The following is a 13658-nucleotide window of genomic DNA, read 5'->3' as shown; positions in this document are numbered from 1 at the left end:
GGATCATGAACATTTCACGAAGTCGTGACGGATCTGAGCACGCTGCTCCGCGGTGGGCATGCGATGTAACGCGCGATCATGGGAAAGGGGCGCCGTCGGCGTCGGGCGAGTCGGTCATTCTTTCGCCGCATGCGATTCGCGTTCCGGGCCTTGCTCGAAATCAGAGCGAGGCGATTGAGGAGGCAGGCGATCTCCTCGTTGAACTCGAGGCGATCGATCCGGCGTATGTTGAGGCGATGCACGAGCGCGAGGACGCGGTGTCAACGTTTATGGGGTATGGCGTTGCGGTTCCCCATGCAACGAGCGAGGCAAAGAGCAATATTCACCGCACAGCGATGAGCGTCGTGAAGTATGACGAGCCGATTGCTTGGGGTGACAGCGGCGAGGAAAAGGTGTCGTTCGTTATCGCCATTGCGGGCATTGGCGATGAGCATCTGATGCTGCTTCAGGCAATCTCGCAGGTGTTTGCGGAGGAGGATCGCCGCCGGGCACTAGCTGAGGCAGAGGCGCCGCTCGAGGTTCTCGCGGTGTTTGATCCTGACTTCGAGGAGATTCGCGGGCTGTGAGGATGGCCCGCACGAGACGGTTCCAACAAGGTCACCTGCAGCGTCATTCGGTAGGGTGGCCTCACTAAAATTTTCCCGCTGGTGTTTGTCCATGTGGCATACCGGCTCGTCGAAAGGCACATCATGGCAGAACGCACCGTCAAGATTGCGGCCGCTTCCGGGCTCCATGCCCGCCCCGCCGCTATTTTCTCGAAGGCCGCGGGTGAACAGCCCGCGAAGGTCACGATCGAAAAGGTTGGCGGCGCGCCGATCGACGCCTCGTCAATTCTTATGCTTATGACTCTCGGCGCTGGCCACGGCGACGAGGTTGTTCTGCGTGCCGAGGGCGACGGAGCCGAAGAGTCGGTCAACAAGCTCGCGGAGCTTCTCGAGACGGATCTCGACGCGCAGGCCTAAGTACCAACTACACCTCTGTTGGCTGATGAAGGGGGCATGCCGAGCGGCATACCCCCTTCGCTTCATTCAGCCCGTTAGAGTCCGAGTTCCTCAATGATGGGGAGCTTCGCACGCACGGCCCGTTTGCCTTCGGCGGCGGTCGGTGAGCACACCGCGAGACGAGCGAGTTCGCGCGCATCCGCCAGCGACACGGTCGACAAGACTTTCGCGACTGCTGGCAGCGATCGAGGCGTCATTGACAGGGAGTTCACACCGAGCCCCACGAGGACGACCGCGAGCGCGGGGTCGCCTGCTGCCTCACCGCATACGCCCACGGGCTTGTTCGCGCCGTCGCCGAAGGCTTCCGGGTCGCCACCCGCGACCCGCGCACCCGTCGCCGTTGCGCCCACGAGCGCGAGGACGGCAGGCTGCCACGGATCGTTGAGCTGCGCGAGGGAGCCGAGCATGCGGTCGGCAGCCATCGTGTATTGCGTGAGGTCGTTCGTGCCAATCGAAGCAAAGTCGGCGACGCCCATCAGGTGATCGCTTGTGAGGGCCGCGCTCGGAGTTTCGACCATGATGCCGGCGCGCTCCACGCCAGCGGAGCGTGCCATCGACACGAAATCTTCGGTGTCCTCGAGTGTCGAGATCATCGGTGCCATGACCCACGGCTCAGCGCTCGTCTCGCAGCTCGCTTTTGCGATTGCCTTCAGCTGGTTCTCGAGCACCGAGCGCTTCTCCCACGAGGTGCGATAGGCCCGGACGCCAAGCGCGGGGTTCGGCTCGTCGGCATCGGTCAAAAACGGAAGCGGCTTGTCGGCACCCGCGTCGAGTGTACGGATCACGACCTTCCTACCCGGAAAGTGCCGAAGCACCCCCGCATACGCCTCGGCCTGCTCCTCGATACTCGGCTCCTCGTCGCGGTCGAGGAAGCAGAACTCGGTTCGGAAGAGACCCACGCCGTCAGCATTGGCCTCGGCGGCTAAAGCCGCGTCCTTTTCGCCGCCCACATTGGCGAGCAGTGGAACGCGGGTACCGTCGAAAAGCTCCGCACCCCCGCCGGAGTATGTGAGCGGGTTTTTCACGAGCTCGTACCAGGTGGCGGAGAGTTCCCGCTCTCGGTCGCCGAACTCACTGGTCACGGTGCCGGCGGCACCATCCACGTACACGACCGTTCCCGGCTCGATGCTCTCGACGCCTTTCGCGGCGACAACGGCAGGAATCCCAAGCTGGCGCGCGAGAATCGCGGTGTGCGACTGCGGCCCACCGTCGGAGGTGATAAGCGCCGAAACGATGGTCGGGTCGAGGGTTGCTGTGTCGGCGGGGGCGAGATCGATCGCGGCGAGTACGAAGCGCTCGGTCGAGAACGGGATGCCGGGCGCCTGTTCGCCGCGGAGGTGGGCGACGATGCGAGCGCGCACATCCTTAACGTCGGCAACGCGCTCGGCCATGTAGCCGCCGAGGCCCTCAAGCATCGTGGCGACCTGCTCGCCGGCTTCCCACACGGCGCGTTCGGCGCTCATACCGGCGGTGCGTACAAGCTGCTCCGCGCTCGTTGTGAGCGTTGGATCCGCCGCCATTTGCGCTGTCGCCTCGAGAACGGCTTTGCCGTCGCCACTCGCTCTTTCCGCGCGCGCTTCAAGATCTGCTTTGACCGCCGCAGCTGACTGTGAGATGCGAGCAGCCTCAGCCTCGCGCGCTTCACCCTCTGGGAGCGTCTTTCCGGCCTCGGGTTCGGTCACGGGAGGGGCCATAACCTTGACCGGATCGATCACGCGGCCGGCGCTTACGGCGACGCCTCGGTATGTCGTCACACTATCTCCCTCTTACGCCCTAGGCGGACGCGGTCTCTACTCTCTACTGGCGATGTCACCTCATCGTAATCACGCTGACGCGCCGCGCCCGCGCGATCACGGCACTTACAACATTCCAACCGCTCGGATTGGATCGCGGGGCCCAGTGCGACTACAATAGGGCCGCCGCATCGCGGCACTCGGCAACGACGCCCCTGTTGTTTAAAGGAGAACAGCAATGATCGCACGGAGGACTTTCCTCACTCTCACGTCCGCTGGTATTGCGCTTGGCGCGCTCGCAGCATGTTCCAACTCCTCCGGTGGCGGCTCCGCTGGAGGGGACGACTCTGTCGAGGTTTTCACGTGGTGGGCCCAAGGCTCGGAGAAAGCGGGCCTCGACGCTCTCGTCAAGGTATTCAACGAGCAAAACCCCAAGATTAAGTTCGTCAATGGCTCCGTCGCGGGTGGTGCGGGCAGTGCCGCAAAGGACATGCTCCAGTCGCGCTTGCAGACCAAGAATCCGCCTGACACTTTCCAGGCGCACGCGGGTGGCGAGCTGACCGATTACATCAATGCTGGCCAGATCGAAGACGTCTCTGGACTCTACGACGAGTTCGACCTGCGCAAGGCCTTCCCTGACAGTTTGGTCAAGCTCCTCACGGTGGATGGCAAGATCTATTCGGTGCCGTCCAACATTCACCGTTCGAACGTCGTGTGGGCATCAGCAGCCGTGCTCGAGAAGGCCGGGATCGACCCGAAGGCTGTCCCCGAGACGTTCGATGCCTGGCTCGCCGACCTCGAAAAGGCCAAGGCTGCGGGTGTCACCGCGCTTTCTCTCGCGGCACCGTGGACGCAGGTCAACCTGCTTGAAGCAGTGCTCATGTCCCACCTCGGCGCGGACGCCTACAACGGCCTGTTCGACGGCTCGACCGACTGGGCAGGTGCGGAAGTCGCCACTGCGATCGCGGCGTTCGAGAAGCTCGTGGGCTACACCAACTCCGACCGAGATTCGCTCGATTGGCCCGAAGCGACAGCCCTCGTGATCGACGAGAAGGCCGCCTACAACGTCATGGGCGACTGGGCCGTTGCAGCATTCCAGGAAGCCGGCAAGGAAGACATGAAGGACTATGTCTACTTCGAGGTGCCCTCGGCCGCCTCTGGCGACAAGATCTTCGGTTTCCTCGCGGACTCCTTCACCCTGCCTGTGGGCGCACCGCACGCCGACAACGCGAAGGCGTGGCTCAAGACCATCTCGTCCGTTGAAGGTCAGGAAGCCTTCAATCTCGCCAAGGGCTCGATCCCGGCGCGCACCGACGCTGATGTCTCGAAGTTCCCGGCGTATCAGCAGTCCGCGCTCGAGTCCTTCGCACACGACAAGATCTGCGCCTCGATCGCCCACGGTGCGGCAACTTCGGTCGCGTGGCTCAACGCCATTTCCGACGCAACGAGCAAGTTCACCTCCGGCGCGACCGACGCCAAGGCATTCCAGGCCGAGCTTGTTTCCGCTGCCGAATCGAACATGAAGAAGTAAGCTCCGCTTTCACATCGGTTTCGGGGCCGGGGATCTCATTTCCGACGCTCGCCCGGCCCCCACCGATGCCACTTCCACCCTAGGACCAGGCATGAAAAAGTATGCGGCGCCCCTGCTGCTCATCTCGCCTTCGCTCATTCTCGTGGGGATCTTCGTCTACGTGCTTATGGCGCAGAACGTGTGGACCTCTCTCACTGACAACCACACGGCAGCGCAAGCGAACGGCGTGCAACCCAGTAAGTTCGTTGGCCTCGATAACTACATCGCTCTTCTCTCGAGCCCCGATTTTCGCCACTCACTCATGAACCTCGTGATTTTCACGGTGGTGTTCTTGGGTGGCGCGATGATCACCGGGTTCGTGTGGGCGTGGCTTCTCGATCGCCCCATCAAAGGTGGTCGAGTGTTCCAAACCATCTACCTTTTCCCAATGGCTGTGTCCTTCGTGGCCTCGGGCGTGGTGTGGCGCTGGCTCCTCAACTCCAACCAGGGCGAGAGTGCAAGTGGGCTTAACCGCCTCTTTCAGATGGTGGGACTCGGCTTTCTCCAAAACCCTTGGTGGAACAACATCACGTGGGGCATCGCCGCGATTGCCCTTCCGGCGATTTGGCAGCTGAGCGGCTATGTCATGGCGCTTTTTCTCGCCGGCTTCCGCGGCGTTCCCGATGAGCTTCGCGAAGCGGGTCGCATGGACGGTGCGAGCGAGTGGCAAATCTACCGCCACGTGATCTTCCCGCAGCTCACCCCCATCATCATGAGCGCTCTCGTGATTATCGCGCACATGAGCCTCAAGAGCTTCGACCTCATCATGTCGATCTCGAAACCCTCGAACTACCAAACCAAGATCCCCGCCGTGGACATGTTCGTGTTTAAGTCGAGCTTCGACTACGCGAACGCGGCTGCCGTCGGCACGATTCTTCTCATCATCGTGGGCGTCCTCATCGTTCCTTATCTCATTCAGCAACACAGGGAGCGTCAGTCGTGAACACCTCCTCGGTTTCCCCGTGGCGGTTCGCCCGCCTCACCCTTCTCCTCATCGGCGTCGTCCTCGTCCTGATTCCCGTCTATGTCCTCATCGTCACGAGCTTCAAAACGAGCGGCGATGCCTCGGCCGCCCGCGCGTGGGCGCTGCCGAGCGAGTGGACGCTTGAGAACTGGGCGGAAGCCTGGGAAACGCTCTCGCCTGCGATGGGACGTTCGTTTGCGATGGTCATTCCCTCGACGATCATCTCCTCGGCTCTCGGGTGCATGAACGGCTTTGTGCTGTCTCGCTGGCGTTTCCCCGGGGCGGATGTCGTATTCACGTTCCTCCTGTTTGGCATGTTCCTGCCCTATCAGGCCGTGATGATCCCCCTGCTCTCGCTCGTGCTTGCTCTGCCCATCGACTCGGGCGTTCCCTCGCTTATTCTCGTGCACGTCGTGTTCGGTATCCCGATCTGCACGCTTATCTTCCGCAACTACTTCGAGACGGTTCCCGAGTCGCTCATCGAAGCCGCCAAGGTTGATGGCGCGGGGATGCTCCGCACGTTCTGGTCCGTTGCGCTGCCCATCTCGATTCCCGGTTTCGTGGTGGTCATGATCTGGCAGTTCACGAACGCGTGGAACGACTTCCTGTTCGCGGTGTTCTTCGCGACCCCGATGAACGGCCCGGTGACTCTCGCGCTCAACAACCTCGCCAACGGCGCGCTGCTAACCAACTACGGGGTGTCGATGGCGGGCGCACTTCTTGCTTCGGCTCCCACCCTCGTCGTGTACATCCTGCTGTCGAAGTACTTCATTTCGGGCATGATGAGCGGCTCCGTGAAGGGCTGAGAGCAGGGCCACCGCGAAAGAGTAGGCATCGCGGGTACGCGCGGGGACCGTCGGACCGCAACGGTCCTGGAAACTCACCCGCTCGTGCCCTAAAATGTCGAGGGCTGCACATGCAGGTCGTATGCCACCGGCCCCCTCGTTTTCTCATCTCATCGCAGGAGGCTCGCATGGCACGCACGCAAGGTTTTGATCCCGAAAAATACATCGAGCTGCAGTCGAAGCACATCGCCGAGCGGCGGGCCCAGATCGGCGGGAAGCTCTATCTCGAAATGGGCGGCAAGCTTTTCGACGACCTGCACGCTTCGAGGGTTCTTCCCGGGTTCACACCCGATAACAAGATCGCGATGCTCTACGAGCTGAAGGATGAGCTCGAGATCCTTATCGCCATCAACGCCCACGATATTGAACACGACAAGATGCGCGCCGACCTCGGCATCACGTATGAGGAGGACGTTCTGCGCCTCGTGGATGTGTTCCGCGAGCGCGGTTTCCTCGTCAACACGATCGTGCTCACGCAAATGGACGACCATAACGAGGCGGCGTCACAGTTTAAAACTCGCATGGAGCGACTCGGTTTGACGGTCGTGCGCCACCGCACGATCAAGGGCTACCCGGACCCAACCCTCGTCGTGTCCGAGGAGGGACTTGGTCAAAACGAGTGGGCAAAAACTGAACGCGACCTCATCATCGTGACGGCGCCGGGGCCTGGGTCGGGCAAGCTCGCGACGTGTCTGTCGCAGATTTATCACGACCACAAGCGCGGAATCGCCTCGAGCTACGCGAAATTCGAGACGTTCCCGATCTGGAACCTTCCGCTTGAGCATCCCGTGAACCTCGCCTATGAGGCGGCGACCGCGGATCTCGACGACGTCAACCTCATCGACCCGTTCCACCTCGAAACGTACGGCGAAAAGGCCGTCAACTACAACCGCGATATCGAAGCGTTCCCTCTGCTCAGAATCCTCCTCGAACGCATCCTCGGGCAGTGCCCTTACGCTTCTCCGACCGACATGGGCGTGAACATGGCCGGGTACGCGATCACCGACGACGACGCCTGCCGCGAGGCCGCGACGCAAGAGGTTGTGCGCCGCTACTTCAAGGCCCGTGTTTCCGAAAAAAAGCTCGAACTTCCCCCGCTCGAGTCGCAGCGCATCAAGCTCGTGATGGCGAAACTCGGCGTGGACGAAACGATTCGCCCCACAGTGAAGCCTGCTCTCGCCCTCGCCGAAAAAACCGGCGGGCCTGCTTCGTGCCTCGAGCTTTCCGACGGCACCCTCATTACAGGCAAGACCTCAGACCTGCTCGGTGCTTCCGCTGCCATGCTCCTCAACGCGCTCAAGCATCTCGCGGGGATTCCCGAGGATGCCCTTTTGCTGTCGCCCGAGTCGATCAAGCCGATCCAGACTCTCAAGGTGGACCACTTGGGCTCGCGCAATCCGCGCCTGCACACCGACGAAGTGCTCATCGCCCTATCGGTCTCCGCGGGGAGCGACAAGAATGCAGCCGCCGCGCTCGCGCAGATTAAGAACCTGCGTGGCTGCGACGTGCACACGACGACGATCCTCGGCTCCGTCGACGAGTCCGTTTTCCGCTCGCTCGGGGTTCTCGTCACGAGCGAGCCCGCCTTCGGCAAAAAGAGCCTTTTCCACAAATAGCGAGCAAATAGCTAGGTGGGCCGGCTCTCAAGCAGCCGGCCCACCTACGCCATCGCGTCCGTGTGCTCACATGGTGTTCACAATGAGCCCGATGTGGGTATAGAAGTTCATCGCGCCAAAAAGACCCCAAGCGATGCCAGCAAGTGCGAGGCTCCATCCTGCTACGACGGCAAGCGGCGTGAGCGCCCCCTTCTCGCGGATCTGTTTCGTGATGAATGGGAAACAGATCGCTCCAAAAGCCACGAGACAGAAGAGAACGGCCAGTGCGCCGTTTTCGAGCATAGGCATGCTTGCGAACGCACCCGAGATGGGCTCTTGTGGAGGTGCTGCAAAAAGCTGGTACACGAGACCCGCAAGTGCAATGCCAATCAATGCAAGGCCGAGGAGCACGGTGAAGAAGCCTACTGGGCTCGCAATGCGCGCGAGATGCACAAGAGGGTTCGGGGCGTCGAGGACGCTATCGCGGCGACGCCACAGGTAAAGTGAAGCGCCAAGAGCCAGTGCACCGAGCGGCAGGCAGGTTTCGCCGAAGACGATGTTGTCGAACGGAAAACCGCCCTCCGCGAGCGGCCATGTGAGAATCATGTGGAGGCCGGTCGTAAAAAGAATGAGCCCGAATACTCCAAAGGCAACGGCATAGCCGTCGAGAAAAGCGGCAAGCTCGCGGTACTCTTCTGTCCCTTCCGAAACTTCTTCGGTGCGCGAGAGCGTACTGCGTTTCGCTAACCCGCGTACGAATAGTACGAGCGCGAGAAGGGTGGCGCCAGCAGCGATGGCCATAATCGTGTTGTAAGTAGGCATCGACGACCAGTCGATGAGCCCGGGCGTACTTTCACCGGTGAAAAACGTGCCCATTGGACCTCCTTGGAGCGTTGATTTTGCTTAAAACTAGCATTCGCCTGCAGGTTTTTACCTAGAGACGTTGCGAACGAGCCGGCTGACCGGTCCAACAGGCGGCCATTGCTAAATATCGCGTCAAATATCAATGCTGACGAAGGTCTTCTGTACGGGCGGTGCAGGAGCAAAGGCGCTTTCATTTATTCTTATGGCATGCAACCACCATTGGGACAACCCAATCCCCCCTCTGCATCCCCGGAGCGCAAAAACAACACTCTCCTGTGGGTGCTACTTGGCTGCGGTGGCATGTTCGTTGCGCTCGCAGCACTCACTGTTGCCGGGCTTCTTGCCTTCATGTTCCTGGGCGATAGGGAAGAGCAAGCGTCGGACCCCTCCCCCGATACCTCAAGCTCCCAGGCTGTGTCCCCCAAATCCGGAGAACCCGAAACGGTGGGCGATACCCACCTTGCTTATTCCGAAGCCCGCGGGGAAGACCCGGATCACGATTACGTCGTGCGCGCCCGCTACGAAGATGAGAGCGGCGGCGGGTTCGAGATCGGGATCGAGAATGATACGGGCCGCACGTTTGAAGAGGACACCGCCGGCCTCATGAACCGGCAAGACATCGGGCCTTGGGTGTGCGGGACGCAGTACGAGATGAACGTCTGCATGGCCGACGACGAACGTGGAAGAGTTCTCCTCGTTCCGCTTGATACCGACGCCGACCTCAGCACCATTGCGGCCTGGGGTGAAGAGTTTATGGAGCAACTCAAATAGCCGAAGTAGATCTCGCCCCGCACACCGCGCCGTAGATTAACGGAAGCCCTAGTACTCCTTCGGTGTGATGTGTAATACTGACGAACGGCACAGCGTTACAGTCAGCTGCGCTATCCCTTGTGCGCGTGCGCACACCGCCCCACCCGATGAGGACCCCGCACATGTCGAACAACCAGTGGAATCAGGCTCCAATCAATCACGGTGCGGTGCAGGGGCAGCCCGCTATGGGATACCCGGGCGCTATGCCACAGCAAAAAAAGAGCAATACCGGCCTATGGGTCGGCTTCGGCTGCGGCTGCCTCTTGCTCCTCGCCCTCCTCATCGGTGTCATCGTGCTCGCAGTGATGCTCATGGGCGGGGACGATTCGAAGGAATCGAAAGACGGTGGCACGACGACATCGGCTGCAGCACCGGCACCAAATCCAGCGCCCGCCCCCAGCGGCGGCGACAGCACGGCATCAAATCCCGCTCCGGCTCCCAACGATGGTGGCAACGACCCAGGGCCTGCTCCCATGCCAGAACAGCCCTCGGGCGACAGCAGTTCAAATAAACCGCAACAAGTCGGCGACTACACACTCGCCGGTGTTGGAACAGGCAATACTGTCGGTGCGGATTACGTCGCTGCCTACAGCAACAGCGCAATGGACATGATCGAAGTGTCGGGCGCGGCAAATCCCACGCTCAGCCCCGAGGATGAAAAGAAAACCATCACTGACGGACAAGAAATCAACGGCTGGACGTGCGGGACCTTCCAAGGAGACCCGAGCCAAAACATTTGCGTGAAATCTTCCAACGGCACCGACGTCGTGAAGGTGATCGGCACGCCAGATGCCCAAACTCTCGCCAACTTCGGTGATCAGTTCATCGCAGCCGGAGGAGCGAGCTCATGACCCAATTCACGCCACACGGCGGCCACCTTCCCGGAATACCGACCGCAAAGAAGAGCAGGACCGGCCTGTGGGTTGGCCTCGGCTGCGGCTGCATCGTGCTGCTCGCCCTCATCGTCGGCGGCATCATCCTCGCGTTCGCGCTCATGAGCGGGAATGATTCGAAGGAATCGGGCGGCGACGACACGACCACGTCGTCTACAGCTCCCGACCCGAGCCCACAAGACGACGGCCAAAGCGATCCAGCGTCGGCACCACCAAGCGATGAGGGCGGGGACGAACGGACCTCGCAGCCCGCACCGACACCGGAACCCGAGCCCGACGACGGCTCCGGGCCAGTCGAAGCTCGGGGCGGCGAACCCCAAAAGATCGGAGACGCCGTTCTCGTCAACTCCGGGGAGCCCCACCAAGCCCCTCAAAACTTTGACTTCCATTCCGTGTACCAAATGCCCGACGGCACCCAGATCGAAGTTGGAGTCGGCAAGAACACCGACCGTAACGCTGAGAGCGTTGCGAAGACCCTCCCTAACCCCCAAAAAATCGGCAAATGGACATGCGCCGTGGAAGAGTCCAGCTCACTTACCGGCTGCATCACGCAAGACGCCACTCACGGCTACGTGGCGATTGGAGCCAAGACGCTCGCCCCCAACGAACTCGCAGCATGGGGCGACGAACTCCTTGGAGCGTTGAATGAACAACAATAATTGGCAGCAGACCCCCGATCCCCACGCAGAACCAACCGAGTACCAGGCTGGCAGCCCTTACCAAGCACCACAGGGCGGCACTCCAATGACCCAACCGGGCCCGGTACCCCCGGAAAAGAAAAACAGGATGGTTCTGTGGGTCGCGATCGGGATGGGCGTCGCATTCGTGCTCCTTCTCATCGCCGGTGGAGTTCTCGCCTTCATGCTCATGAACAACAAAGACAAGGAAGCGTCGGACTCTAAAGACGACACGACCACGAGCGCACCCGCGCCCGCCCCGAACCCCAAGGCTCCCGTGAGTGATGGCGGTGGGGATAACCCTGTACCTAACCCCAACCCGGCTCCAGCACCTGGTCCGAACCCAGCGCCGCAGCCGAACCCCAACCCGGCTCCGAATCCAGACCCGAATCCCGGACCTCAACCTGCACCGGCCCCAGGGCCCAACGGTCCTGACCCTGGCCCCCAGCCGGCGCCGGGACCGAACGGGCCGGATCCCGCCCCGGGCTCGAATCCCAGCGGCGGCTATACTCCCCCGGATCAAGTGGGAGATTTCAAAGTCGACGAAAGCCAACCGAAACTAGATTTCGGTGATGTTGAGAAGGTGTACTCCTCACCAAACAGCTCTGCGATCTTCTGGGTCGAGGTATTCCACGATACCGAGAGCGGTCGACTCTTTGTCCAAGATCTTGACGCGACCGGAAAACAGATCGGCAACTGGAAATGCCAAGAAGACGCCTTCGTAGAGAACGGCGGCGACTGTTACGCCCAGGGCCCTGGCGGCGCGATCGTGCTCATTATGGCCTCCAATGTGAAAGACCTCAACGAGATCGCCCAGTTCGGCGATCAGCTTGCGACCGCGCCACACTAAAGCACCCGAACGGGAGCACACACAGCGTGGGGGTGAGATGTGCGAGCCAAGGCAAAGACGCCGAGGTGCATTCCGTAAGCAAAAGCTCGTCAGGATCCTCCCGCCTGCGTTTTTCAACCCCTGGTGCTGTCACCGCAATTTTGAGATAGGCAACTCTAGGTTTCCATCGATGTGATGTGTAATACTGACTGGCGCCTGCGCCTACATTGGCGTCTGCGACACGTCCCGTCCGCTTCTCGCACCTTCGCGACCCAGCACAGCAGGAAGACATCGAACATGAGCAACCCCGAGTGGCAGCCAGGAGCTGCTTCGAGTGCAAATCCGAACGGCAACCAAGGCTACGACCAGCAGCCCTCATACGACCAGGGCAATTTTCAAGGGCAATACAACCAGCCCGCGGGATACCCCGGCGGCGGTATGCCTCCACAGAAGAGGAGCAAGACTGGACTGTGGGTTGGAATCGGCTGCGGTGTTCTCCTCCTGCTCGCTCTCCTGGTCGGTGGAGGCGTCCTCGCGTTCACGCTCCTCAATGGCGACGACAAAAAAGAGGTTCCCGCCTCAGAAGTGAGCTCCGCGGAAAAGGACCTCAAGGGCAAGGACGACAAGGGGAACACGAATAACAACGGGGGTTCAGCTCCTGCTCCGAACCCCGCGCCCGGTGGAAACAGCAGCGACAGCCCTCAACCTGACGACGTCAAGAATATCCCCCAGCCGATGCCCCAACCTGGCACCGGGGGCAACGACCCGCAACCCGGGGACGGCGGCAATAGCCCTCAGCCGGGACAAGGCGGTGGAGACGCTCCGCAGCCCGGCGGTGGAGGCGGAGTGGCATCGGGGAACCTTCCTCAACAGGTTGGCTCGACAAGCCTCGACCCCTCGTTCGGCGATGCCGGAATCGGCGACGTTGGCGGAACCTACGTCTCTCAGGATATGACTCTTGTCTATATCGCTTCGATCATCAATGACAAAGACACCCAAGACATGTTCACAAAGTACGGAAGTGGAGAAAAGAAGACCGTAGGCAGCTGGACATGCGAATCCAAAACCACGAATAGTCATACGTGCTACAAACAGAACTCTTCCGGCGCACTCGTCTATATCATCGGTGCAAACGCCGGAGCGCTGAGTCCCGAAGACGTTACCGCCTGGGGCGACGAGTTCATTTCGAAGATGGGATAGACATTCTCGCCTGGACTTCCCACTCCTCAAAAACGACAACAAAAGTGCAAGAACCCTTCGTAAGGTAATTGCAAACTACTCAGCGGCTCCGCCAGCGCATTTAGCCCATGCCATCCCGCCCGAAAGCGGCGATGATCTCGATAAAGGCGAAAACCTCGCGGAGCCGCACGAGTCCAATGGCATGATTCCGTCGGAGCGTAGCAACACTTGAGCACAGACTCGGTTGCCAGACAGGCAGGGGCCGCTCCAGGACAAGATGCCGGCGAAGCTTCGGGCACCGGCTCCTGACTATCGCCTCACCTACAAAGCATCTAACACCGGCGAAAAGGTGGAGCAATCAGCTTTTCTCCGCGATGCCCTCGATCGACGGATACGTTCAGTGACCAAGCGAGCGAGAGCGCTCAGCTAGCTGCCTCTCTTCCCCATGCGGGCAGCGCGATCGGTAAACACACGGATGATGCAAGCATTCGCATGAAGGCAAAAGAAAACCCCGAACCTAAGCTCAGGGGTATTGGCTCCAAAAATTCGGGCGTTAAATGTGGGGAGCCCCGGCCCTAGCGGCCGGGGCTCCACCCTCAAAGAATAGTTCGGCGGTGTCCTACTCTCCCACACCCTCCCGAGTGCAGTACCATCGGCGCAGTTAGGCTTAGCTACCGGGTTCGGAATGGAACCGGGCG

General features: G+C 60.9%; 13 protein-coding genes and 1 rRNA gene. 11 read left to right on the top strand and 3 right to left on the bottom strand.

Annotation, left to right across the window (positions count from 1 at the left end):
• Window positions 1-5 precede the first annotated feature (5 nt).
• On the top strand, window positions 6-566 hold the full coding sequence (locus tag E6X30_RS04390) for a PTS sugar transporter subunit IIA (RefSeq protein WP_016663723.1): 561 nt from the start codon (window positions 6-8) through the stop codon (window positions 564-566).
• A 123-nt stretch (window positions 567-689) separates the two neighbouring features.
• Window positions 690-962 carry an HPr family phosphocarrier protein gene (locus E6X30_RS04385; protein WP_016663722.1) on the top strand — a complete coding sequence of 91 codons (273 nt, stop codon included), beginning with the start codon at window positions 690-692 and terminating at the stop codon, window positions 960-962.
• 74 nt (window positions 963-1036) lie between these two features.
• Here E6X30_RS04385 and ptsP read toward each other — a convergent pair whose 3' ends face one another.
• The gene (gene ptsP, locus E6X30_RS04380) at window positions 1037-2755 is read right to left on the bottom strand and encodes a phosphoenolpyruvate--protein phosphotransferase (protein WP_016663721.1); all 1719 of its coding nucleotides are present in this window, start codon (window positions 2753-2755) and stop codon (window positions 1037-1039) included.
• A 217-nt stretch (window positions 2756-2972) separates the two neighbouring features.
• Between ptsP and E6X30_RS04375 the strand changes: the two genes are divergently transcribed.
• The 4 genes from E6X30_RS04375 (at window position 2973) to E6X30_RS04360 (ending at window position 7729) form a co-directional block, all read left to right on the top strand.
• Window positions 2973-4265, top strand: coding sequence for an ABC transporter substrate-binding protein (locus E6X30_RS04375; RefSeq protein ID WP_016663720.1), 1293 nt, complete (start codon window positions 2973-2975; stop codon window positions 4263-4265).
• Window positions 4266-4356: 91 nt separating this feature from the next.
• Window positions 4357-5247, top strand: coding sequence for a carbohydrate ABC transporter permease (locus tag E6X30_RS04370; protein WP_016663719.1), 891 nt, complete (start codon window positions 4357-4359; stop codon window positions 5245-5247).
• A complete protein-coding gene (locus E6X30_RS04365; RefSeq protein ID WP_016663718.1) occupies window positions 5244-6074 on the top strand; it encodes a carbohydrate ABC transporter permease in 831 nt (276 codons plus the stop codon). Before E6X30_RS04370 ends, E6X30_RS04365 begins: the two co-directional genes overlap by 4 nt.
• A 167-nt stretch (window positions 6075-6241) precedes the next feature.
• Entirely contained in the window at window positions 6242-7729 is a 1488-nt protein-coding gene (locus E6X30_RS04360) for a DUF1846 domain-containing protein (RefSeq protein WP_016663717.1), read from the top strand.
• A 66-nt stretch (window positions 7730-7795) separates the two neighbouring features.
• Here the strand turns inward: E6X30_RS04360 and E6X30_RS04355 are convergent, their stop codons facing one another.
• On the bottom strand, window positions 7796-8584 hold the full coding sequence (locus E6X30_RS04355; RefSeq protein ID WP_016663716.1) for a DUF981 family protein: 789 nt from the start codon (window positions 8582-8584) through the stop codon (window positions 7796-7798).
• 195 nt (window positions 8585-8779) lie between these two features.
• Here E6X30_RS04355 and E6X30_RS04350 point away from each other — a divergent pair, with 195 nt between their 5' ends.
• The 5 genes from E6X30_RS04350 (at window position 8780) to E6X30_RS04330 (ending at window position 12981) form a co-directional block, all read left to right on the top strand.
• Window positions 8780-9343: a hypothetical protein gene (locus E6X30_RS04350; RefSeq protein WP_016663715.1), complete on the top strand. Its 564-nt coding sequence runs from the start codon at window positions 8780-8782 to the stop codon at window positions 9341-9343.
• A 161-nt stretch (window positions 9344-9504) separates the two neighbouring features.
• Window positions 9505-10233: a hypothetical protein gene (locus tag E6X30_RS04345; RefSeq protein ID WP_016663714.1), complete on the top strand. Its 729-nt coding sequence runs from the start codon at window positions 9505-9507 to the stop codon at window positions 10231-10233.
• Window positions 10230-10934, top strand: a complete 705-nt coding sequence (locus tag E6X30_RS04340; protein ID WP_016663713.1) for a hypothetical protein — start codon at window positions 10230-10232, stop codon at window positions 10932-10934. The genes E6X30_RS04345 and E6X30_RS04340 overlap by 4 nt, the downstream gene beginning before the upstream one ends.
• On the top strand, window positions 10921-11802 hold the full coding sequence (locus E6X30_RS04335; RefSeq protein ID WP_016663712.1) for a hypothetical protein: 882 nt from the start codon (window positions 10921-10923) through the stop codon (window positions 11800-11802). The genes E6X30_RS04340 and E6X30_RS04335 overlap by 14 nt, the downstream gene beginning before the upstream one ends.
• A gap of 276 nt (window positions 11803-12078) precedes the next feature.
• A complete protein-coding gene (locus E6X30_RS04330) occupies window positions 12079-12981 on the top strand; it encodes a hypothetical protein (RefSeq protein ID WP_016663711.1) in 903 nt (300 codons plus the stop codon).
• Window positions 12982-13566: 585 nt separating this feature from the next.
• On the opposite strand, the gene rrf is transcribed toward E6X30_RS04330, so the two are convergent.
• A 5S ribosomal RNA gene (rrf, locus tag E6X30_RS04325) occupies window positions 13567-13658 on the bottom strand; the annotation flags it as partial.

This window comes from Dermabacter sp. (assembly GCF_032550575.1).
Lineage (GTDB): Bacteria > Actinomycetota > Actinomycetes > Actinomycetales > Dermabacteraceae > Dermabacter > Dermabacter hominis.
Note: the sequence above shows the minus strand (reverse complement) of the source record. Positions and strands in the feature narration are given on the sequence as shown.